Origin of the sequence: Prochlorococcus marinus XMU1404, from assembly GCF_017696175.1 — a bacterium.
GTDB classification, from domain to species: domain Bacteria; phylum Cyanobacteriota; class Cyanobacteriia; order PCC-6307; family Cyanobiaceae; genus Prochlorococcus_A; species Prochlorococcus_A marinus_X.
In genome coordinates this window covers 330,917-354,053 of record NZ_JAAORE010000003.1, presented here as the reverse complement: position 1 = coordinate 354,053, position 23,137 = coordinate 330,917, and the positions used below count along the sequence as shown (strand labels likewise).

The 23,137-nt window shown below is 33.2% G+C and carries 20 protein-coding genes; 14 read left to right on the top strand and 6 right to left on the bottom strand.

The features are described from left to right. Positions 1-229 precede the first annotated feature (229 nt). The 11 genes from rpoB (at position 230) to HA144_RS08220 (ending at position 14,172) form a co-directional block, all read left to right on the top strand. Positions 230-3,523 (top strand): DNA-directed RNA polymerase subunit beta, encoded by a 3,294-nt coding sequence (rpoB, locus tag HA144_RS08270; RefSeq protein WP_209043584.1) that lies wholly within the window; start codon positions 230-232, stop codon positions 3,521-3,523. Positions 3,524-3,559: 36 nt separating this feature from the next. After that, entirely contained in the window at positions 3,560-5,464 is a 1,905-nt protein-coding gene (locus HA144_RS08265) for a DNA-directed RNA polymerase subunit gamma (RefSeq protein WP_209043583.1), read from the top strand. Positions 5,465-5,495: 31 nt separating this feature from the next. After that, positions 5,496-9,596, top strand: coding sequence for a DNA-directed RNA polymerase subunit beta' (locus tag HA144_RS08260; RefSeq protein ID WP_209043582.1), 4,101 nt, complete (start codon positions 5,496-5,498; stop codon positions 9,594-9,596). Between the two features lie 53 nt (positions 9,597-9,649). Then, positions 9,650-9,802, top strand: a complete 153-nt coding sequence (locus HA144_RS08255) for a high light inducible protein (protein WP_079331166.1) — start codon at positions 9,650-9,652, stop codon at positions 9,800-9,802. A 29-nt stretch (positions 9,803-9,831) separates the two neighbouring features. Further along, positions 9,832-10,884, top strand: coding sequence for a 23S rRNA (adenine(2503)-C(2))-methyltransferase RlmN (rlmN, locus tag HA144_RS08250; RefSeq protein ID WP_209043581.1), 1,053 nt, complete (start codon positions 9,832-9,834; stop codon positions 10,882-10,884). 38 nt (positions 10,885-10,922) lie between these two features. Beyond that, positions 10,923-11,069, top strand: a complete 147-nt coding sequence (locus HA144_RS08245) for a hypothetical protein (protein ID WP_209043580.1) — start codon at positions 10,923-10,925, stop codon at positions 11,067-11,069. Positions 11,070-11,087: 18 nt separating this feature from the next. Continuing rightward, a complete protein-coding gene (locus HA144_RS08240) occupies positions 11,088-11,855 on the top strand; it encodes a HEAT repeat domain-containing protein (RefSeq protein WP_209043579.1) in 768 nt (255 codons plus the stop codon). Positions 11,856-12,004: 149 nt separating this feature from the next. After that, complete coding sequence (locus HA144_RS08235) at positions 12,005-12,220, top strand: DUF2997 domain-containing protein (protein WP_209043578.1); 216 nt, start codon at positions 12,005-12,007, stop codon at positions 12,218-12,220. Then, complete coding sequence (locus HA144_RS08230; RefSeq protein WP_209043577.1) at positions 12,207-12,599, top strand: DUF1257 domain-containing protein; 393 nt, start codon at positions 12,207-12,209, stop codon at positions 12,597-12,599. The genes HA144_RS08235 and HA144_RS08230 overlap by 14 nt, the downstream gene beginning before the upstream one ends. A 9-nt stretch (positions 12,600-12,608) precedes the next feature. Next, complete coding sequence (locus tag HA144_RS08225) at positions 12,609-12,968, top strand: ferredoxin (protein WP_209043576.1); 360 nt, start codon at positions 12,609-12,611, stop codon at positions 12,966-12,968. 10 nt (positions 12,969-12,978) lie between these two features. Then, a complete protein-coding gene (locus tag HA144_RS08220; RefSeq protein ID WP_209043575.1) occupies positions 12,979-14,172 on the top strand; it encodes an aldo/keto reductase in 1,194 nt (397 codons plus the stop codon). A gap of 2 nt (positions 14,173-14,174) precedes the next feature. On the opposite strand, the gene rsmG is transcribed toward HA144_RS08220, so the two are convergent. After that, on the bottom strand, positions 14,175-14,888 hold the full coding sequence (gene rsmG, locus HA144_RS08215) for a 16S rRNA (guanine(527)-N(7))-methyltransferase RsmG (protein WP_209043574.1): 714 nt from the start codon (positions 14,886-14,888) through the stop codon (positions 14,175-14,177). A 90-nt stretch (positions 14,889-14,978) separates the two neighbouring features. Between rsmG and HA144_RS08210 the strand changes: the two genes are divergently transcribed. Together HA144_RS08210 and HA144_RS08205 are read left to right on the top strand one after the other, a co-directional pair. Beyond that, the gene (locus tag HA144_RS08210; protein ID WP_209043573.1) at positions 14,979-15,419 is read left to right on the top strand and encodes a J domain-containing protein; all 441 of its coding nucleotides are present in this window, start codon (positions 14,979-14,981) and stop codon (positions 15,417-15,419) included. A gap of 16 nt (positions 15,420-15,435) precedes the next feature. Continuing rightward, positions 15,436-15,693: a DUF3143 domain-containing protein gene (locus HA144_RS08205; RefSeq protein ID WP_209043572.1), complete on the top strand. Its 258-nt coding sequence runs from the start codon at positions 15,436-15,438 to the stop codon at positions 15,691-15,693. Between the two features lie 9 nt (positions 15,694-15,702). On the opposite strand, the gene bioA is transcribed toward HA144_RS08205, so the two are convergent. The 5 genes from bioA to HA144_RS08180 are packed head-to-tail and all read right to left on the bottom strand — an operon-like array spanning position 15,703 to position 20,270. Then, positions 15,703-17,004: an adenosylmethionine--8-amino-7-oxononanoate transaminase gene (gene bioA / locus HA144_RS08200; RefSeq protein ID WP_209043571.1), complete on the bottom strand. Its 1,302-nt coding sequence runs from the start codon at positions 17,002-17,004 to the stop codon at positions 15,703-15,705. Continuing rightward, a complete protein-coding gene (bioD, locus tag HA144_RS08195; protein ID WP_209043570.1) occupies positions 17,005-17,670 on the bottom strand; it encodes a dethiobiotin synthase in 666 nt (221 codons plus the stop codon). Continuing rightward, positions 17,667-18,428, bottom strand: a complete 762-nt coding sequence (locus HA144_RS08190; RefSeq protein WP_209043569.1) for a methyltransferase domain-containing protein — start codon at positions 18,426-18,428, stop codon at positions 17,667-17,669. The genes bioD and HA144_RS08190 overlap by 4 nt, the downstream gene beginning before the upstream one ends. 1 nt (position 18,429) lies before the next feature. Continuing rightward, a complete protein-coding gene (locus HA144_RS08185) occupies positions 18,430-19,134 on the bottom strand; it encodes a hypothetical protein (RefSeq protein ID WP_209043568.1) in 705 nt (234 codons plus the stop codon). Continuing rightward, positions 19,131-20,270, bottom strand: a complete 1,140-nt coding sequence (locus HA144_RS08180) for an aminotransferase class I/II-fold pyridoxal phosphate-dependent enzyme (RefSeq protein ID WP_209043567.1) — start codon at positions 20,268-20,270, stop codon at positions 19,131-19,133. Before HA144_RS08180 ends, HA144_RS08185 begins: the two co-directional genes overlap by 4 nt. Before the next feature lie 140 nt (positions 20,271-20,410). Here HA144_RS08180 and HA144_RS08175 point away from each other — a divergent pair, with 140 nt between their 5' ends. Further along, positions 20,411-23,137: a DEAD/DEAH box helicase gene (locus HA144_RS08175; protein WP_209043566.1), complete on the top strand. Its 2,727-nt coding sequence runs from the start codon at positions 20,411-20,413 to the stop codon at positions 23,135-23,137.

Here is a 23,137-nt window from a genome sequence, read left to right as displayed (position 1 = left end):
GCTGCTAGTATTAGTAATTACTGGAAATTTTTCTTAATTTTTAGTTTTAACTGCTTATTTAATGATCTTATAAACTATTAAGCTAACTTTTTTTTAGTTTTTGTTAGATTGATTTATTGTTGAAATCGAGATTTATGTTTGGTTTTAACTAAAAAGAAGAGTTAAACAACTAAATATTGAGTAAATTTAAAGTAAATAGTAAATCTTACATAATCTCAGGTTTTCTTGGATGAGCAGTAGCGCTTTACAAGTAGCAAAAACAGCTACTTATCTACCAGATTTGGTTGAAGTACAAAGAGCAAGCTTTAAATGGTTTTTGGAAAAGGGTTTAATAGAGGAATTACAAAACTTTTCTCCAATTTCTGATTACACAGGTAAATTGGAATTACATTTTATTGGTGAAGATTATAGGTTGAAAAGACCTAGGCACGACGTTGAAGAGGCAAAAAGAAGAGATGCAACATTCGCCTCACAAATGTATGTGACTTGCAGATTAATTAATAAAGAGACAGGGGAAATTAAAGAACAAGAAGTATTTATTGGAGAATTACCGTTAATGACTGAGAGAGGAACTTTCATTATTAATGGAGCTGAAAGAGTAATTGTTAATCAGATTGTTCGTAGTCCAGGAGTATATTTCAAAGATGAACAGGACAAGAATGGTCGAAGAACTTACAACGCGAGTGTTATCCCAAATAGAGGTGCATGGTTAAAATTCGAGACTGATAAAAATAATTTACTCTATGTAAGAGTTGATAAAACTAGAAAAATTAATGCACATGTTCTCATGAGAGCAATGGGACTCTCTGATAATGATGTGGTTGATAAACTTAGGCATCCTGAGTTTTATCAGAGTTCAATTGACTCAGCGAATGATGAAGGGATAAATTCAGAAGATCAGGCTTTACTTGAGCTCTACAAGAAACTTCGCCCGGGTGAACCTCCCTCTGTTTCTGGAGGACAACAACTATTACATAGTAGATTTTTTGATCCCAAAAGATATGATTTAGGCCGAGTTGGTAGATATAAAATAAATAAAAAGTTGAGACTTACTGTACCGGATGAAGTTAGAACACTTACACATGAAGATGTTCTTTCTACTATTGATTATTTAATAAACCTTGAATTGGATATTGGCGGCGCGAGTTTAGATGATATTGATCACCTTGGTAATCGAAGGGTGAGATCTGTAGGAGAACTTCTTCAAAATCAAGTAAGGGTCGGGCTTAACCGTCTAGAAAGAATTATTAAAGAAAGGATGACCGTTGGAGAAACTGATTCTCTTACTCCTGCTCAACTAGTTAATCCTAAACCTTTGGTGGCTGCTATAAAGGAGTTTTTTGGATCAAGTCAATTAAGTCAATTTATGGATCAAACTAATCCTCTGGCTGAATTAACGCATAAGAGAAGAATCTCTGCCCTTGGTCCTGGAGGCTTAACACGAGAAAGAGCAGGGTTTGCAGTAAGAGATATTCATCCATCACATTATGGACGATTATGTCCCATTGAGACACCCGAGGGTCCTAATGCAGGACTTATAAACTCTCTTGCTACACACGCAAGAGTTAACGAGTATGGTTTTATTGAAACACCTTTTTGGGAAGTTAATAATGGTAGGGTTAATAAAGAAGGCAATCCTGTTTACCTTTCTGCTGATCTTGAAGACGAGTGCAGAGTAGCTCCAGGAGATGTTGCAACTGACAAGGATGGAAATATACTTGCAAATTTAATACCTGTTAGATACAGGCAAGATTTTGAAAAAGTACCTCCTCATCAAGTCGATTATGTTCAGCTCTCCCCCGTTCAAGTAATTTCAGTCGCTACTTCACTCATTCCTTTTTTGGAACATGATGATGCAAATAGAGCGTTGATGGGATCAAATATGCAACGACAAGCTGTTCCATTACTTAGGCCAGAACGTCCTTTGGTTGGGACTGGTTTAGAATCTCAAGTTGCTAGAGATTCGGGGATGGTTCCTATCACCAAAGTTAATGGAATCGTTTCATATGTAGATGCTAATGAGATCGTTGTTAAAGATACTGAAGGTAATGAACATTTTCATTATCTTCAAAAATATCAAAGATCAAATCAGGATACCTGCTTAAACCAAAGACCTATAGTACAAATTGGAGATCAAGTTATCTCTGGACAAGTATTAGCAGATGGATCGGCATGTGAAGGAGGGGAAATAGCATTAGGTCAGAATGTTTTAATCGCTTATATGCCATGGGAGGGCTACAACTACGAAGATGCAATTCTTGTAAGTGAAAGGATGGTAACTGATGATTTATATACATCGGTACATATTGAAAAATATGAAATTGAGGCAAGACAAACAAAGTTAGGGCCTGAAGAAATCACAAGAGAGATTCCTAATATCTCCGAAGAAAGCTTGAATAATCTCGATGAAATGGGAATAATTAGGATAGGTGCCTTTGTCGAGAGTGGAGATATTCTTGTAGGAAAAGTTACTCCAAAAGGTGAATCAGATCAACCACCTGAGGAAAAACTTTTGAGAGCAATTTTCGGAGAAAAGGCTAGAGATGTTAGAGATAACTCCCTAAGGGTTCCAAAGACTGAAAAGGGGCGAGTATTGGATGTTCGAATATATACCAGAGAACAAGGTGATGAATTACCTCCCGGGGCCAATATGGTTGTTAGAGTTTATGTAGCCCAGAGAAGGAAAATCCAAGTTGGTGACAAAATGGCTGGAAGGCATGGTAATAAAGGCATTATTAGCAGGATCTTACCTAGAGAAGATATGCCTTATTTGCCTGATGGAACCCCTGTAGATATAGTTCTTAATCCCCTAGGAGTCCCAAGTAGGATGAATGTAGGACAAGTCTTTGAATTATTGATGGGCTGGGCAGCCTCCAATTTAAATTGCAGGGTTAAAGTTGTCCCATTTGATGAAATGTATGGTGCTGAAAAGTCACACCAGACAGTACAAGCATTCCTAGAAGAGGCCTCAAAACAGCCCGGTAAAGCATGGGTTTATAATCCTGATGATCCTGGGAAATTATTACTCAAAGATGGCAGAACAGGTGAACCATTTGATCAGCCAGTTGCGGTTGGATACTCTCACTTCCTCAAGTTAGTACATTTGGTAGATGACAAAATTCATGCAAGATCTACTGGTCCCTACTCTTTGGTCACACAGCAGCCATTGGGTGGAAAAGCACAGCAAGGTGGGCAAAGGCTTGGAGAAATGGAAGTATGGGCTCTTGAAGCATATGGAGCAGCATATACTCTTCAAGAATTATTAACAGTTAAATCTGATGATATGCAAGGAAGAAATGAAGCTCTTAATGCAATTGTTAAAGGTAAGCCAATCCCTAGGCCTGGTACTCCTGAGTCCTTTAAAGTACTTATGAGAGAATTACAATCTCTAGGATTAGATATTGGTGTTTATACAGATGAAGGAAAAGAGGTAGATTTAATGCAAGATATAAATCCCCGAAGAAATACTCCATCGAGGCCGACTTACGAATCTCTGGGAACCTCGGAATATGAGGAAGATTAAATATTCAATTAAAACTTCTAATTTAAATTTCCAAAAATGACTAACAGCAACTTAAGAACTGAAAATCACTTTGATTACGTCAAAATTTCAATAGCCTCTCCACAAAGAATAATGGATTGGGGACAGAGGACCTTGCCCAATGGACAAGTCGTGGGTGAAGTGACTAAACCTGAAACTATTAATTACAGGACGCTCAAACCAGAAATGGATGGATTGTTTTGTGAAAAGATTTTTGGACCCTCTAAAGATTGGGAATGCCATTGTGGTAAATATAAAAGAGTTAGACATCGCGGTATTGTTTGTGAGAGATGTGGGGTTGAAGTAACTGAGAGTAGAGTTAGAAGACATAGAATGGGATATATAAAATTAGCTGCGCCAGTTTCGCATGTTTGGTATTTGAAAGGAATTCCTAGTTATGTCGCAATACTTTTGGATATTCCACTAAGAGATGTAGAGCAAATAGTTTATTTTAACTGTTATGTAGTTTTAGACCCCGGCGATCATAAAGAACTCAAATATAAGCAACTACTTACTGAAGATGAATGGCTGGAAATTGAAGATGAAATCTATGCTGAAGATTCAACAATTGAAAATGAACCTTTTGTGGGAATTGGTGCTGAAGCCCTCAAGCAATTACTTGAGGACCTTGATTTAAATCAGGTTGCTGAGGAGCTCAGAGAAGAGATTACAAATAGTAAGGGGCAAAAAAGGGCAAAACTTATAAAAAGAATAAGAGTAATTGATAATTTTATTGCAACAAATGCTAAACCAGAATGGATGGTCTTAGACGCAATTCCAGTTATACCACCAGATCTTAGACCTATGGTTCAGCTTGATGGGGGAAGGTTCGCAACTTCTGATTTAAACGATCTTTATAGAAGAGTAATTAATAGGAATAATAGACTAGCTAGGCTTCAAGAAATTTTAGCTCCTGAAATCATCGTGAGAAATGAAAAAAGGATGCTTCAGGAAGCAGTTGATGCTCTTATAGATAATGGAAGAAGAGGAAGAACTGTTGTAGGAGCGAATAATAGAGCACTCAAGTCTCTTAGTGACATCATTGAAGGTAAACAAGGAAGATTTAGACAGAATCTCCTAGGTAAGCGTGTTGATTATTCAGGAAGATCTGTAATAGTTGTGGGACCTAAATTAAAAATGCACCAATGTGGTCTCCCAAAGGAAATGGCTATTGAGCTCTTCCAACCTTTTGTAATTCATAGATTAATACGCCAAAATATTGTAAACAATATCAAAGCTGCCAAAAAATTAATACAAAAAGCTGACGATGAAGTTATGCAGGTACTTCAAGAAGTTATTGACGGTCACCCAATTCTTTTAAACAGAGCACCTACATTGCATAGATTAGGTATTCAAGCTTTCGAACCAAAATTAGTTGGAGGTAGAGCAATACAACTCCATCCTTTAGTGTGCCCTGCGTTTAATGCTGACTTTGATGGTGATCAGATGGCAGTTCATGTTCCTTTAGCTTTAGAAGCACAAACTGAAGCTCGTATGCTTATGTTAGCTAGTAATAATATTCTTTCTCCTGCTACTGGGGAACCAATTGTTACTCCATCACAAGATATGGTTTTAGGATCTTATTATCTGACCGCTTTGCAACCGAATTACCGAAAACCTGATTTTGGAGATAATAAGATTACTTTCGCTTCACTAGAAGATGTAATTTTTGCTTTTGAAGATAAAAGACTAAGCTTACACGAATGGGTATGGGTTAGATTTAATGGAGAAGTTGAAGATGAAGACGAAATGAATACTCCTAAAAAAACTCAAGAGTTAGAAGATGGCTCAAGATTAGAGATATGGAATTTTAAAAGAGATAGATTTGACTCTCAGAATAACTTAATAAGTAGATTTGTTCTTACAACTGTCGGGAGGGTAGTGATGAATTACACAATCATTGATTCAATATCTCAAACTTAATCTTTAAAAACTTTTTACTCATTTAACAATCATGACATCATCTAAACCAAAAAAAACATCTAGGGTACGTAAAAGTACTAAAAGTTCAAAAAAGAATAATCCAGTGACTATGCCTGCTTTAGCTAAAACGCCACCGTCATTTAAAAATAAAGTAGTCGATAAGAAAGCCCTAAAAAATTTAGTCTCATGGTCTTATAAAACACATGGTACTGCCATAACTGCTGCCATGGCTGATAATTTAAAGGACTTGGGATTTAAATATGCTACCCAAGCAGCGGTTTCTATTTCAGTAGATGACTTAAAAGTTCCTCAAGCAAAACAAGATTTGATAGGACAAGCTGAAGAGCAAATATCTGCTACAGAGGAATGCTATAGACTTGGAGAAATCACAGAAGTCGAGAGACACACAAAGGTTATAGATACTTGGACTGAAACTAATGAGAGATTAGTGGATGCCGTTAAAAATAACTTCAATCAAAATGATCCTCTAAATTCTGTTTGGATGATGGCTAATTCAGGCGCAAGGGGTAATATGTCCCAGGTAAGACAACTTGTTGGTATGAGAGGATTAATGGCTAATCCCCAAGGAGAAATTATTGATCTGCCAATAAGAACAAATTTTAGAGAAGGCCTTACAGTTACTGAATATGTAATTTCTTCTTATGGAGCAAGGAAAGGGTTGGTGGATACTGCCTTGAGAACTGCGGATTCTGGTTATTTGACTCGAAGATTAGTAGACGTTGCCCAAGATGTAATTGTTAGAGAAGAAGATTGTGGGACAGAACGATCAATTATAGTAGAAGCTGAAGATGGTAGATTTCAAACGAGACTGCTTGGCAGGCTGACGGCAGAGGATATCTTAGATTCGAAAGGTGAGTTAATTGTCCCTCACAATACTGCAATAGATCCTTTACTTACAAAAAAAATTGAGACAGCATCTATAAGAACAGTAAAAATAAGATCCCCATTAACATGTGAAGCTAACAGATCTGTTTGTAGGAGATGTTATGGATGGGCTTTGGCTCATAATCATTTGGTTGACTTAGGAGAAGCGGTAGGAATTATTGCTGCTCAGTCTATTGGTGAACCAGGAACTCAACTGACAATGAGAACTTTCCATACAGGAGGTGTATCAACTGCTGAAAGTGGAGTAGTAAGATCAAAGGTTGCTGGAAGAGTTGAATTCAGTTCAAAAGCAAAGGTAAGAGGTTACAGAACTCCACATGGCGTAGAAGCCAAACAAGCAGAAGTTGACTTTGTTTTAAAAATAGTTCCTCAGGGAAATACTACTAGCAAAGTTCAAAAAATTGAAGTTTCGAGTGGATCTCTTTTATTCGTTGAAGATGATGAAGAAATTAATTCTGACATAACAGTCGCCCAAATTACTGTTGGAGCAGTAAAGAAGAGCGTAGAAAAAGCAACAAAGGATGTTATCTGTGATTTGGCTGGTCAAGTAAAGTACGATAAGGTTATTCAACCAAAGGAGGTTACTGATAGGCAGGGAAATATTACTTTAAAAGCTCAAAGATTAGGAAGGTTATGGGTTTTAGCGGGTGATGTTTATAATTTGCCCCCCAATGCAAGACCTGTTGTCACATCTGGAAAATCTGTAGATGAAGGAACTGTTCTGGCAGAGGCAAGTCAATCAAGTGAGTTTGGTGGACAAGTTAGATTAAGAGAATCAATAGGAGATTCAAGAGAAGTTCAGATTGTTACTACTTCAATGTCTTTGAGTAATTTTAAATTCATTGAAGAATCTACGCATTCAGGCAAAATTTATAATTTGGAATCTAACGATGGAACCTCTTATCGTTTGAATACTTCACCCGGTAGTAAGATCAGTAATGGTGAGGTCATAGCAGATTTAAGTGATGAAAGGTTCCGTACAAAAACTGGTGGTTTAGTAAAATACTCACCTGGATTAAGTGTCAAAAAAGCAAGATCATCTAAAAATGGTTTTGAAGTAAGTCAAGGTGGAACATTGCTTTGGATTCCTCAAGAGACACATGAAATAAACAAGGATATCTCTCTTTTAATGATTGAAGATATGAAATGGATTGAAGCAGGAACCGAAGTAGTTAAGGATATATTTAGCCAAACATCAGGAATTGTTACTGTGACTCAGAAAAATGATATTCTTCGTGAAATAACAGTTAGAAATGGAACTTTTCATGAGTGCGACGATGAAGAAGTTTTGAATAGATTTACAGAAGAAGGGAGTTTAGTAAATCCGGGGGAAAAGATTTTAGATGATATCGACAATAAAGAAATCTTATTTGTTCAGAAATTAGAAACTTCCAAATGTAGGGGCTTGTTATTAAGAACTGTTGAAGAGTTTACTATTCCTGATCAAGCAGAATTACCTGAATTAACTCATGTTAAACAGGAAAAAGGACCGCATTTAGGCTTAAAAGCTATCCAAAGGCTTACATATAAAGATGGAGAATTGATAAAATCAGTTGAAGGAGTTGAATTGCTTAGAACACATTTAAGTGTTGAAAGTTTTGACGCTACTCCTCAGATGACTATTGATGTAGAGTCAATTGCAGATAAAAATGATACATCTATAAATAGATTGAATTTAGTAATTTTAGAATCTATTCTTGTAAGAAGAGATACGATATCTGATTCCAGCCATGGCTCAACGCATACAGAATTACAGGTTAAAAATAATCAAATAGTTAAAGCAGGAGATGTAATAGCTACGACTCAAATTCTTTGTAAAGAAAAAGGATTGGTTCAATTGCCAAATGTTGTTGATGATGAGCCTATTAGAAGGTTAATTGTTGAAAGAGAAGAAGATAAGATTCAAATTAAGATCACTACCAAAGCAGTAGTTAAGGTAGGTGATCGTGTAGTTGATGGTGATCCTGTTAGTAAATCTGAGAAATCTACTTCCTGTGGAGAAATTGAAGAAATTTCTAGTAGTTCAGTAACCTTAAGACTTGGAAGGCCTTATATGGTTTCTCCTGATTCTGTTTTACATGTCAAGGATGGAGATTTAGTTCTTAGGGGAGATGGTTTAGCTTTACTTGTGTTTGAGAGACAGAAAACTGGAGATATTGTTCAAGGATTGCCTCGAATTGAAGAATTATTAGAGGCTAGGAGACCTAGAGATTCTGCAATTTTAAGTAAAAAATCAGGAATTGTTCAGATTAAACAAGGACATGACGAAGAATCAGTTTCTTTATCTGTGATTGAAAAAGATGATTCAGTTAACGAGTATCAGCTATTAATTGGAAAAAATATTATGGTTAGTGATGGTCAACAAGTCTCAGGGGGAGAATCTTTAACTGATGGTCCAATAAATCCGCATGAATTATTAGATTGTTATTTCAGCGATTTAAAAGATGAAAAACCATTAATTGATGCAGCTCGAGAATCTATATCGAAACTACAAAGAAGTATGGTGAATGAAGTCCAAAATGTTTATAAGTCCCAGGGTGTTGCAATCGATGATAAGCATATTGAGGTTATTGTCAGACAAATGACAAGTAAAGTCCGCATAGAAGATGCTGGAGATACTACTCTCTTACCTGGAGAACTTATAGAGTTGAGGCAAGTGGAAGATACAAATCAAGCAATGGCAATCACAGGAGGAGCTCCAGCAGAATTCACTCCTGTTTTGTTGGGTATAACTAAAGCATCACTTAATACAGATAGCTTTATATCAGCAGCTTCATTCCAAGAAACTACAAGGGTTCTAACAGAAGCTGCAATTGAAGGTAAATCTGATTGGTTAAGAGGTTTAAAAGAAAATGTTATTATTGGTAGATTAATACCTGCAGGTACGGGATTTAGTGGATTTGTAGAGGAACTAGCTTCAGAGGCTGGCCCCCATCCTGATATTCTCGCAGAAGAATCTGGTGGATATAGAAGAGCTCAAAACTTAAGACCAGACTATACAGTTGATATGCCACAATCACCAGCAGTCAGTTCTAGTGCAATACTTGATGATCCTAGTGATGAAGATCTTGAAACTACTAGGAATCGACATGGAATTGATCCTTCTTCCAGTAATTTTGCTGCCTTTGCGAGACCAAGTGCTGAAAATCAATTTTCTGAAGATCAATTACCAGATCCTGCTGCTTTAGAAGGATTACAAGAGGAAGGACTTTTGTCCGATGAGTAAATATTTTCTATTATAATTTTTAGGGACTAGAATAGATTTTTAAGTTGTAAGCAATGATTAAGCCAGAGATTGTTCCCAAAAGAAAATTACCTCGTTATGGATTTCATTTTTATAATGAAAGACTTAATGGCAGAATGGCTATGGTTGGATTTATTGCGCTTATTCTTACAGAATTCTTTCTTAAACATGGTTTGCTGTTATGGTGAAAATAGTTTCGAACTTTAGATAAAATAATTTGAAAAATCTTCTTGGAAGTTCTATAAAAGATTTAGAAAATGTAGCTTTAGATTATGGTCAGGCGGCATTCAGAGGCCGCCAAATCTATAAATGGATCTATAACTATAGAAATAAGAAAAAAAGCATCGATCAAATCGATGTTTTACCTTTGGATTTCAGAAAAAAATTAAAGGATGATGGTTTTAAAGTAAGCGAACTTAGTTTGCAAGAAAAGACTTTAGCTAGTGATGGCACTCTAAAGTTATTACTTTCTACAGTTGACAATGAAAGTATTGAGTGTGTTGGCATACCTACAGAAAAACGACTTACTGCATGTCTATCGAGTCAAGTGGGATGTCCTATGGACTGTAAATTCTGCGCGACTGGTAAGGAGGGTTTAAAGAGATCTTTAAAAACAAGTGAAATATTAGATCAGATTTTATTTATTGAAAATGAAATGAACAGAAAAGTGAATAATATTGTTTTTATGGGTATGGGAGAGCCCTTATTGAATATTGATGATTTGCTTTTTGCAATTAGATCTATAAATGAGGATTTTCAGATTAGCCAGAGAAAGATAACTGTAAGTACTGTTGCAGTTCCAAGAATGATTAAAAAATTATCAGCAAAATCTTTTCAAATTTTAGGTAATTGTCAATTTACATTAGCAATCAGCTTACATGCTTCAAATCAAAAAATAAGAGAAACTATCATACCAAGTGCAAAAAACTATGACATCAAAAATATAATTGAAGACTGTAAGCAATTTGTAAGAGATACTGGTCGTAGGGTAAGTTTTGAATATTTAATGCTAAGTGGAGTTAATGACAAACTAGAACATGCCAATGAATTGAGTAATTTGCTCAAAGGTTTTCAATGCCATGTAAATTTAATACAGTACAACCAAGTTGATGGTGTTGAATTTAAACGATCCTCTTTAAAAATTCTTCAGCTATTCCAATCTAGACTTGCTAATAATGGCATCACTGTTAGCTTTCGAAAAAGCAGAGGTCTAGATAAAAATGCTGCATGTGGTCAATTGAGACAAAATGCAAGAAATAATATTATCTAAGAATTATTTTTAAAAAGTCTCTTAAACACGTTATTATTGTGATAATTAATTTTGACTCTTTGGGATTTATTAAGACAAAAATCTTACCTTTTGCTATCGTCTCACTTTTTGGGATTGCCTTCTTTGCTGTTAGCGCAAGAATTTGGTTACCCGGAGATATGATGTCACCTGCTCCACTTAATTAATATTTTTAGTTTTTGAAAATGACAAAAAATAAAGATCCTAATAAAGAAGGCTTAGCTGAAATCGCTGTTGATCCGGATATTTTAGCCCAAGAATTGGCTTTAGAAATTGAAGTAGATCCATTAGAGCAGATTGATGAAGATTCTTTTTCAAAAGGTTTAAATATCGCTCAAGAGTGTAATGAAGCTTTGAAAATGCTAAGAGGTAATAGAGAAGAAAGAATACAGGGCTTAAGAATATTTTGTGAATATAGAGATCAAAGATCTTTTACTTTTTTGTTACCTTTACTTGATCAACCTTGTCCTGTAGAGAGAATGAGCGCGGTATACGCTTTAGGTCGTAATCCATTCCCTAGCGCAGTCCAGAAACTTGTCAGTCTTTTAGAGACTGACGACAACGCTTATGTTAGAAGAGCGACTGCATGGAGTTTGGCTAATTATGATAATCAAATTGTTTTAAAGCCGCTAATAAATGCATTGAAGAATGATGTTGCTGCAGTAAGGTTATGGTCGTCAAGTTCTTTAGCTGAAATTGGAAATGTTTCTTATGAAAACGCTCAATTAGCTGCAGAACAGCTTTTAATAAGTTTAAGGATAGATAATGAATCAGGTGTTAGAAGTAATTGCATTTGGTCATTATGTAGGTTGTACGAAAAATTAAACAATACATTTCAAGAAAGTTTTGTTGATGAATGTACTAAGATAGCCCTTTTTGATAAAGAACCTTCGGTTATGGAAGAAGCAAAAACAGCTTTGGATTCAATGGGGATGCAAGGTTTTTATAACTAAATTTTTTAATTTTCTTAAATCTCTCACAACCGAGATAATTAATTTATCAGATATTCAATATAAAAATTAAAATTAATTAACTTGTACCAACTGAAACAAAATATTTTCGTTATTCTATATAAAGTAAAAGTACTCAGTACTTGAATTTAATGCCTCAAAAAACATTGAGATTCAAAATTCATCAAGATGGAAGAGTTGAAGAGACTGTTGAGGGATTTACTGGTAATTCATGCAATGAAGTTACTAAAAATCTCGAAGATGCTCTCGGTAAAGTAATAGTTAAGAATAAAACATCTGATGCTTTCATCTCTAATCAAAATGAAAACTTAAACCAACAAAACAACGAATCTAATGTCACATTTTAGTACTATAAAAACCCAGCTTAAAGAAGCCGAACCCTTAATCAAGGCTTTAACTAATCTGGGTTATCCTATTAATCAAGAAGAAAAGTTAGTAAAAGGCTATAGAGGCCAATTTACACCAGTTGATATAAGCATGAATTTACCTTGTAATACAAAAGTTGGGTTTAAATGGGACAAAAATTCAAATGCTTATGAATTAGTTACTGACTTAGATTTATGGAAATTCGAGATCCCAGTTGAAAGATTCATTTCTAAAGTTACTCAAATGTATGCTTACGAAACAATTATTTCAAAAACAATAGATGATGGATACCAAATTGTGGAACAAAAAAACAAAAATGATGGTTCTATTGAGTTGGTTTTAACCAAGTGGGATAGCTGATAGCACAATATGGATTCTATAGATCCATTTAATAATTTTGAAGAGAATATCGAAATAACAGGCTTTGAGCCTGTATTAGGTGGACAATTAGCAGAGAAAGCCGTATGGGTTGATGAGGCAAAATGTATTGGTTGTAAATATTGTGTACACGTTGCTTCGAACACTTTCATAGTTGATGAATTTCATGGTAGAAGTAGAGCTATTAGACAAGATGGAGATAGTATCGATCTTATAGAAGAAGCTATAGATACTTGCCCTGTTGATTGTATTCACTGGGTCAAGTTTGAAGAATTGGATGACTTGGAGAATAGCCTAGATAGGGACATGTTTCAATCATTTGGAAAACCACCAAGAATGAATAAGCACTAATTTCAAAAAGATGCAATATCGGAGATTTGGTCGAACAAATTTAAACATTCCTATTTTATCTTTGGGTGGGATGAGATTTCAAAAAAGTTGGGATCAATTAGATTTTTCGGAGATATCATATGAAGAACAAAATAAAGTAGAAAACATATTAAATCTGGCAAATAAATATGGCTTAAGTCACGTAGAAACTGCCAAATACTATGGAACATCTGAGGTTCAATTAGGAATGGGTTTTCAAAATACTAAAAAAATCCCAAACATTATTCAAACAAAAATACCTCCAAATAGCGATCCAAAAATTTTTGAAAGAGAAGTTATGACAAGTATTGATAAATTAAGAGTTAAAAGAATTGATTTGCTAGCAATACATGGCATTAATACAGCTGAACATTTACATCAGACTGTTAAAGATGGAGGCTGTATAGATATTTTAAGGAGTTTGCAAAAAAAAAAATTACTTGGATCTATTGGATTTTCGACCCATGGAAAATCTTCACTTATTGAGAAAGCCATATCAACAAACTTATTTGATTATGTAAATTTGCACTGGTATTTCATCAATCAAGAAAATACAAAGGTTATAAATTTGGCAAATAAGTATGATCTTGGTGTTTTCATAATAAGTCCCACTGATAAAGGGGGACATCTGCATACTCCTTCAAACAAAATGTTGGAACTTTGTAGTCCACTTCATCCTATAGTTTTTAATGATCTTTTTTGCTTAAGAAATAAAAATGTCCATACTCTTAGTGTGGGTATTGCAAAAGAGGCAGATTTTGATCTTCATTTAGAAGCTGTCTCGTTGTTGTCAGAATCTGATAAGTATATTCCAAAGATAATAAACAAATTAAAGCAGGAATCAGTTAATTCTTTAGGTTTAGATTGGTATCACAATTGGAATAGAAATTTACCGAGTTGGGAATATACTCCAGGAAATATTAATATTCCTGTTCTGCTTTGGCTCTCAAATTTAGTAGAGTGGTTAGACTTGGAGGGATTTGCAAAAGCTAGATATCAATTGCTTGGTAATGGAAGTCATTGGTTCCCAGGATGTAACGCTAACTTATTAGATGTGGATGTATCTGAAGACCAATTATTAAAAGTTTTAGAAGCCCATATAAATCCAAAAAAAGTTATAAATAAATTAAGAATTTTAAAAGAAAAGTTTGGAGATAGGGTTGCTAAAAGACTATCAGAGAAATAATTTTATAATGGATTTTTTTCAGGTTTGCCAACTTTTCTTGGGTAAATTTCAGGGCAAAAATTTTTTGGTTCAATAAGAATAACATTTCGGGTACCCTTATTTCTTGGTAACAAAATTTTCTTTTTCTCTTTAAATTTTCCTTCTAAAATTTCTAAAGTTTTATTTAGATTTTTACTTTCTTCATCAGCCCATTTGCCACAATATAAAACTCCCAACCCCTCTTTGTTTAGCATTGGCAGTATATATTCTGAAACTGTTGATGGATTACTCACCGCTCTAGTGGTGGCTATATTGAAACTATTTCTAAATGAAGATTGATGAGCTATGTTTTCAATTCGATTATTGATTACATGAATATTGTTTTTGAAATTGATCTTTTTAATTAAGATTTTTAATGCATCTGTTTTCTTTTTTGAAGAATCAATAAGGTATATCTCTGAACTAGGATGAGTTATGGCATAAGCTAAACCAGGAAAGCCACATCCAGATCCAATATCTAAAAATTTTTTATTATCATAATTAATATTAGGGAAAGTTTTAAATGGCCAAATGCTGTCAAAAACTTGTGAAATCCAATAATCATCGCCATTAATTAATCTCGTTAGATTAGTTTTATTATTTAATTCTCTAATTTTAATTTGTAACTCTTGAAACATATTTATTTCTCGTTCATTTATTAAGGAAAAGATTTCTTCTGGAATGTTTTGTTTTTTCATTTCGTTATAAATATCAATTTTAAATTCACCATTAAAAACATTCTATTTAGAAAAAATTTATTAGAATTACAATATTAATAAAAGATTATTTTGAAAGGGGAAACTTCCTATTACAAAATTTTAGGTGTAAATGAAAATGCATCAAATCATGAATTAAGAAAGGCATTTTGTAGACTCTCCATAGAGTTGCATCCTGATACAACTTCATTAGAAATAGACGTTGCTAAAAGTAAATTCCAAGAAGTTTTAGAAGCTTATGAAAATTTAAATAATAGTAATTTGAGGAAAATATATGATGATAAACTAAAGGAAAAATCTAGAAGAAAAAATAATGTTAACGTTTTCAATAATTTATTAATCGATTCTAATAATCAAAATTTAATAGGGAATAGAAGACCTTTTTCAAATGGAGAATTGTTTTCGTTATTCCTCTTAATAATGATCATTTCTATTAGTTTGATTTGTTCAATTTTTATTGCGTCTTTTACTGGTAAAGAATTAGATACAATACCCCTTTGGTTAATAAAATAATTATTTTAAAAAGTTTGTGAATCACTCTAAAAAACCTATTAACCAACATTCACTGCAATCATTGGAATTGTGGCTAACTGATTTAGGTGCTGTGAAGGATAGTAATAATCCATCTAAATGGTATCTCTTACTATCAAATTGGAATGCCACTATTATTTTTGAACAAGAAGATTTGAGTGTTAACTGGGAAATTGGAGGACAAGAAACTAAAAGGCTATTTTCGTATTGTATTAATAGAGAAGATGTAGAAAATGCAATACTTCAAGGACCTTAAATTTGTTATCTACAGATTGTCTAAGATTTGCCTGATTATCCAGTAACTTTTTTCTAATTGATCATCGGTTATACAAAGGGGTGGCAAGAGGTAAATAACGTTCCCGAGGGGTCTTATAAATAAACCTTGCTCCATCGCTCGACTCTTTATTTCTTTCCCAATATTATTGAAATAACCTTTTTTCTTCCCAATTTCTAAATCGAAGGCTGCAATTGTACCAGAGACTCTAATTTTTTTTATGTATGGTAAATTTTTAAATTGAATTAAATAAGATAAATGTTTTTTTTCGAGCGAAAGGTATTTTTGAGGTTCTTTTTCTAATAAATCAAGACTAGCGTTTGCCGCAGCACAACCTAAAGGATTTGCAGTAAAACTATGTCCATGCCAAAAAGTTTTTCTTGGAGAATCATCAATAAAGGATTGAAAAATGTTTTCTTTACATAAAGTAATTCCCATCGGTAAAAATCCACCAGTTAAGCCTTTTGAAATACTTATTAAATCAGGAATGATTTTTGCTTTTTGAAACGCAAAAAGGCTTCCACATCTTCCAAACCCAGTCAATACTTCATCGGCAATTAATAAAGAATTATTATTTTTTATAGTTTCATAAACTTTTTTAATAAACTGTGGCCTAACCATATTCATCCCTCCTGCTCCTTGAACAAGAGGCTCAAGGATAACTGCTACTGTGGGAGTTTTAAGTAGAGTTTCTAAATTTTGAATTGCCTCTTTTTCTTTGTTTTCTACTGTTTCATCATTCATCCAAGTTGATGGCCATGGGACTCTCCTAACTGGGAACATAAGATCATCGAAATTCTCATTAAAAATATTTCTCTCACCTAAAGCCATTGCTCCGAATGTATCACCATGATATGCACCATCAAAAGCCACTATTTGAGATCTTGTCTCACCTCTATTTTGCCATGATTGGAAGGCAATTTTTAAGGCTACTTCCACTGCAGTAGAGCCGTTATCAGAAAAGAATAGTCTTTCTAGTTTAGTTAATTTACTAAGCCTTTCTGCTAATTTTTTTGCCTGAGGATGTAAGAAATCCGCAAAGATAACTTGCTCAAGGTTTTTTGCTTGATCGAAAATGGCATCCGCAATATATTCGTTACTATGACCATGAAGAGTTACCCACCAACTACTTATTCCGTCTATAAGTTCTTTTTTAGGATCCTTAGTGAATAGAAGGGCATCTTTACCATGAGTTACTTCTATTTGTGGTTTGCTTGTATTGATTTGTGTAAAAGGTGGCCAAATATTTGGGTGCCAATCTTGATTTGGAGCTTTTGAATCCAAAGATTTCATTTAACTTATTTTTGAATTTATGAGTGAGATCAACTTATTTTTAATGTCAAGTTCTTTCCATAGTATATCTAAATTCTTTGAGTCCATTTTTTTGATGTAAGGAAATTCAGTGATTAACGGAATACCACTAAAATCAACAAGAGTTTTTGGATTATCCATGTGTTTTTCGCCGTTGACTACTAAACCTAAAATCTCAATATTTCTTCGTTTTAAGGCCTCAATACTTAACAGGGTATGGTTAAGAGTACCAAGTGAGCTCTTACATACAAGTATTACGGGAAGATCCCATTGTTTTATTTGATCTATTTGCAAAAAATTGCGTGTTATTGGAACCATTAATCCGCCTGCAGTTTCTACAATTAGTGATCCTTTTACTTTTGGCAATCTCAACATTTCAAAGTTAATAGTTTTTTGATCTATTTCAGCGGCCCAATGAGGAGATAGAGGTTTTGTAAAGACATAAGCTTCTTTAACTATTTTCTCTTTACTAACTTGTGCAAGCTCCTTAACAGTTTGACTATCGGTTTGCGATTCAATACCACTTTGAATAGGCTTCCAATAAAAGGAATTTAAGCCTTTAACGAAAAAAGAGCTTATTAAAGTTTTTCCAATATCAGTATCTGTTCCACAAATTATAAATTTGAAAATACTATCCTGACTTCTCATAATTTCTTTATGATTTGAATCTCAATTTGCCATGAAAGGTTCACTGTATTATTGTAATTCTTTGGCCAAAACTTTTGAATTTCTTTTAACTCTTTCACTGTTTTGCGTTTATAGTTTGTTGACTGTGCCCCTACATTTTTAATGCTTCTAAAAAGCTTATATACATCTTCAAAATTTTCAAGATAATTAAACTTTTCTGAATAATGTATTTCAGTTGATCTGAAATCTTTTAATAATTCTTTTGAGCCAAGGAAATTAAGACCACTATATTCAATATCAATTTTTCTACAAGTATCTTTCCATTCAGGGAAACAATCTTTTGTTGGATATGAAATAATTAGAAAACCTCCAGGCATTAATTTACTGAACCAATTTTTTATTATCTTTTCTGGGTTGTTTAACCAATGTATGCAAAAGTTTGATGTTATTAGAGAACAGTTATTGATTTCATGAGGTAAATAATTATTCAAATCCCATAAAATTTTTTTACTAGATAATTTATTCTCAAGAAGCATTTTTTTGCTGAAATCAATTCTGGATACTTTTTGGGAAGAAAAAACTTTTTCTATTTGATCAGCTAATAGCCCTGGACCTGATCCTAGATCAATCCATTCACCTTTTTTTTGGGGATTAAATTCTTTGATAAGGTGAACAATCTTTCCTGCAAAAAACTTCTGAATATTTGAATATTCTAAATATCGAGATGCAGCATCATTGAAATTATTTTTTATTTTCTCATTCCACTTTTTATTATCCATTTCAATCTTTAAATGTTCCAAGTAAAATCTCGTATAAATTTAAATTAGTTAAGCAATGACCTTGTTGAGGTAATGTGATTAAAATTGGCTTCCTATCAATTGTCCTATTCAAGAAATCTAAAAAGTTATTATTTGATTCGTTATCAAGAATCAAGTCATTTTCTGATTTTATAAAAATAATTTTGCAATCTTTTTTTAAAAAAATTGGCAAATCTCTATTGATGTAAAGTTGTTGTAAATCATTTAAAAGAAGATTTTTATTTAAACTTTCTAAATTCTTAAGAAAGATATTTTTAAAACTATCATTTATATCATTTGGCATGAATGATCTATGTATAAATTCTTTCAACATATCCTTTGATTCATCTTTTATGATTTTTGCTTCCATTCTTTTGAGAGACCTCAAAATAAAGTTTCTCTTATTACTTACAGGAAGAAAATTATTAAAAGAGTTGATAAGAACAATATGAGTAGCTTCTTTTAAAATGGTTTTTTGCATTAAATGAAAACCATATGAATGGCATAAAGTCATTCTGATTTCTTTTTTAGAGTCGCTTTTAATCCATGTTGCTTGATAATTATCTGTCGAAAAATATCCTCTTTCATTATCTTGCCAATGCCAATTATTCTTTAAAAAATCAACTTTATGATCATACCAGAAATGTTTATTTAGCCCCCAACCATGTTGAGTAATAATTTGTTTCATTTAAACTCTTTTAATACTGCAATGAAATTTTGTAGCAGATTAAAATCTAAGTTTCTTCTTATTGTTATTCTGATTCTAGATTGCCCCACTGGAACAGTTGGAGGTCTTATGGCAATTGCTAAAAACCCATTTTCTTCAAGATATTTTTGTAAATAAATTGCCTTCTCTTCTTGGCCAACAATAATTGATAAAATTTGAGAATCTCCTTGAACTGGAAAAATAAAATTTTTAATAATTTCATCTTTCCATACTTTGGCAGAAGATAACAATTCACTACCCCATTCTTTATTTTCTAAAATTTTTTTCAATCCTTCTAGTGCCCCAGCAGCTAAAGATGGAGCAAGCGCGGTTGTGTATCTAAATGCATCACTTGTTTGGATAATATATTCACCAACTTCTGAATTTGAAGCGATGAAAGCCCCACCACTGCCAAATGCTTTTCCAAAAGTTCCAGTAATCATAGTTATATCCGAACGGCAATTAAAACTTAAACCCCTGCCTTCAGGGCCCATTATCCCAATTGCATGAGCTTCGTCAACTAATAATTGAACACTATTTTTTTTGCAAATTTCTGTTATTTCTCTTAGCGGAGCAATTGAACCCTCCATGCTATAAAGAGATTCAACAACAACTAAAATGGAATTTTTTTTAGGGTCAGATTTAATAATTTTATCTTCTAAATCTTTTAGATTATTATGTGAAAATCGAACCAGTTTTGCTTGAGCAGCTTTGACTCCCACTAATAAAGAGTTATGGATCAATTTATCTGTTATTACGATACTTTTTCTGTTTGCTAAAGCCTGGATAGCGGCTATGTTTGCTTGAAATCCACTTGGGAAAAGTAGTACTTTTTGTTTATCAAGCCACTCTGCAAGTTCTTTCTCTAATAATTTATGTATTGGTCTTGAACCCGTAATAAACCTAGAGCTTCCTGAACCCAAACCCTCTAAAAGGCTTATTTCGTAAGCAGCTTTTATTAAATCCTTGTCCCTACTTAATCCAAAATAGTCATTGCTGCATAAGTCTATGAGTTTTTTATTATGCGAATTTAAACTTAGAAGTTCGAATGGTTTTTTACCTAAAGAAAATGTTTTTAATTTGCGGATTCTATTTTTTGGAATTTTTATTTTTTTCATTTTGGCAAAATAAAATATAGTGGATTTAATTAAAAAGATTTAGATTTACTATTAAAGTTTGCAAGGTATTTTTTGTTTATTTAATATCTATATAGATCATATATTAAGAAGTTAACTCATCCTCTCTTCAATCACAATTATTGCTTAATTTAGAGGAATATTTCCCCTTTCCGCTAGATGATTTCCAATTAGAGGCAATAAGAGCTATTAATAGCGGAAATTCTGTTGTTTTAACTGCACCAACAGGTTCAGGTAAAACATTGATAGGTGAATTTGCTATATATAGAGGCTTAACTCATGACAGCAGAGTTTTTTATACAACACCTTTAAAGGCCCTATCAAACCAAAAGTTTAGAGATTTTGCTAATCAATATGGTGAGAATAAAGTTGGTCTTTTAACCGGAGATATAAGTATCAATAGAGAAGCACCAATCTTAGTCATGACTACTGAGATTTTTAGGAACATGCTTTATGGTGAATTTGACGAATTTGATGATCCCTTAGAAAATTTAGAATCTGTAATTCTTGATGAATGTCATTACATGAATGACCCCCAAAGAGGCACAGTTTGGGAGGAAACTATAATCCATTGCCCTACTAGAACTCAAATAATAGCTTTATCAGCAACAATAGCTAATGCAGATCAACTACAAACTTGGATAGAAAAAGTTCATGGACCAACAGTACTAATTAATAGTGATAAGAGACCAGTCCCACTTGATTTTATTTTTTGTAGTGTTAAAGGCCTTCATCCACTTTTAAATAATAAGGCTAATGGAATTCATCCAAACTGTAAGATTTGGAGAGCTCCTAAAGGGCAGAAAAGGAGAGGAAAAGTTGGCAGGATAATGCAACCAAAGTCTCCCTCAATTGGCTTTGTGATCTCGAAACTAGCTGAACGAAATATGTTGCCAGCTATTTACTTTATTTTTAGTAGAAGAGGCTGTGACAAGGCTATTGAGAATATAAAAGACTTAACTTTAGTTAGTTATTCAGAAGCAAATATGATATCCCAAAAATTAGATGTTTATCTTAAAAATAATCAAGAGGCAATTAAAGATAAATCTCAATGTGAGGCATTAAAACGAGGTATTGCATCACATCATGCTGGATTATTGCCTGCCTGGAAAGAATTGGTTGAGGAATTATTTCAGCAAGGTTTGATAAAAGTTGTTTTTGCAACTGAAACTCTTGCTGCAGGAATTAATATGCCCGCAAGAACAACTGTTATTTCTTCTTTATCAAAAAGGACAGAAGATGGGCATAGATTATTATTTAGCAGTGAATTTTTGCAAATGTCAGGAAGAGCTGGAAGAAGAGGAAAAGATACCCAAGGATATGTTGTTACATTACAAACAAGATTTGAAGGTGCCAAAGAAGCAAGTGCACTGGCTATTAGCAAACCAAATTCTTTAGAGAGTCAATTTACTCCAAGCTATGGAATGGTACTTAATCTTTTACAAAGTTATACTTTAGAAAAGTCTAAAGAATTAATTAAAAGAAGTTTTGGTAGTTTTTTATATTCAGGTCAATCCTCAGATGAGAATATAATTCTTGAAAATTTAGAAAGGGATTTAATTGACTTAAAAAAAATTACATCTGATGTTTCATGGAAAGATTTTGATGCCTACGAAAAGTTAAAAAATCGTCTTAAAGAAGAGAGAAGACTCTTGAAAATTTTAGAAAAACAAGCAGCAGAAAAATTATCAGAAGAGATCACTAATGCACTCCCATATATTAAAGATGGAAGCTTAATTTCAATCAAAGCTCCTCAAATTAAAAGAAAAATTGTTCCAGGATTAATTTGTAAGAAAATATATGAATCCCAAAAAATTAAGAGTTTATTGTGTTTGACAATTGATAATTTATTTATTCTCATAAAACCCTCATACATAGTAAGTATTTTTAATGATTTGGATGCAGTTGATGTCTTAGGACTTGAAGCACCAAAGATGTATTTTTCTGGAGAGGTAGTTAGGGGAGATGATATGTCGCAGTGTTTCGCGGATCGAATTTTACAAATTTCTAAAAAAAATGATTTACAAACTCCACAATATGATCTGACAAAGGAAGTTTTGGCACAAGAGCAACAAATTAATAATTTAGAAGAAACAGTCACTGATCATCCCGCCCATAGATTTGGGGACCCAAGGAAATTAAAGAAATATAGAAAAAGAATTGTTGATTTTGAACAAGAAATAAATATGAGAAAAAAACTTCTTGAGGATAAAGAAAATCATAACTGGAGAACTTTTACCGATTTGATTAAAATTTTGAATCATTTTGGTTGTTTAAATGATTTGGAATTGACAGAAGTTGGACAAACAGTTGGTGCAATAAGAAGTGAAAATGAATTATGGATTGGTCTTGTTTTAGTCAGTGGTTATTTGGACGATTTAGATCCTCCTGAGTTAGCTGCAATTATTCAAGCTATATGCGTTGATGTAAGGAGGCCAAATCTTTGGTGTAATTTCAAGCCTTCTTTAAAGGTAATAGATGTTTTTAATGAATTAGATAGTTTAAGAAAATTAGTCGCTTCTCAACAAAATAAGTTTCATATTGACATTCCTATCTATTTAGAAACAGAGTTGACTGGAATTATTTCTGAGTGGGCAAGGGGAAAAAAATGGAAAGATTTGGTTTTTAATACTTCATTAGACGAAGGTGATGTAGTGAGGATTATTAGAAGATCAATAGATGTTCTTTCTCAAGTGCAATACTGTATTGGTGTTAGTAATAAACTAAAAAGCAAAGCAAAGCTAGCATTAAAATCTATTAATCGTTTTCCTGTTTCTGAATCTAATGATCTTATAAAAGTATCTGAAGATATTAATCCTGCAACAAAAAGAATTGACAATAATTCTTAA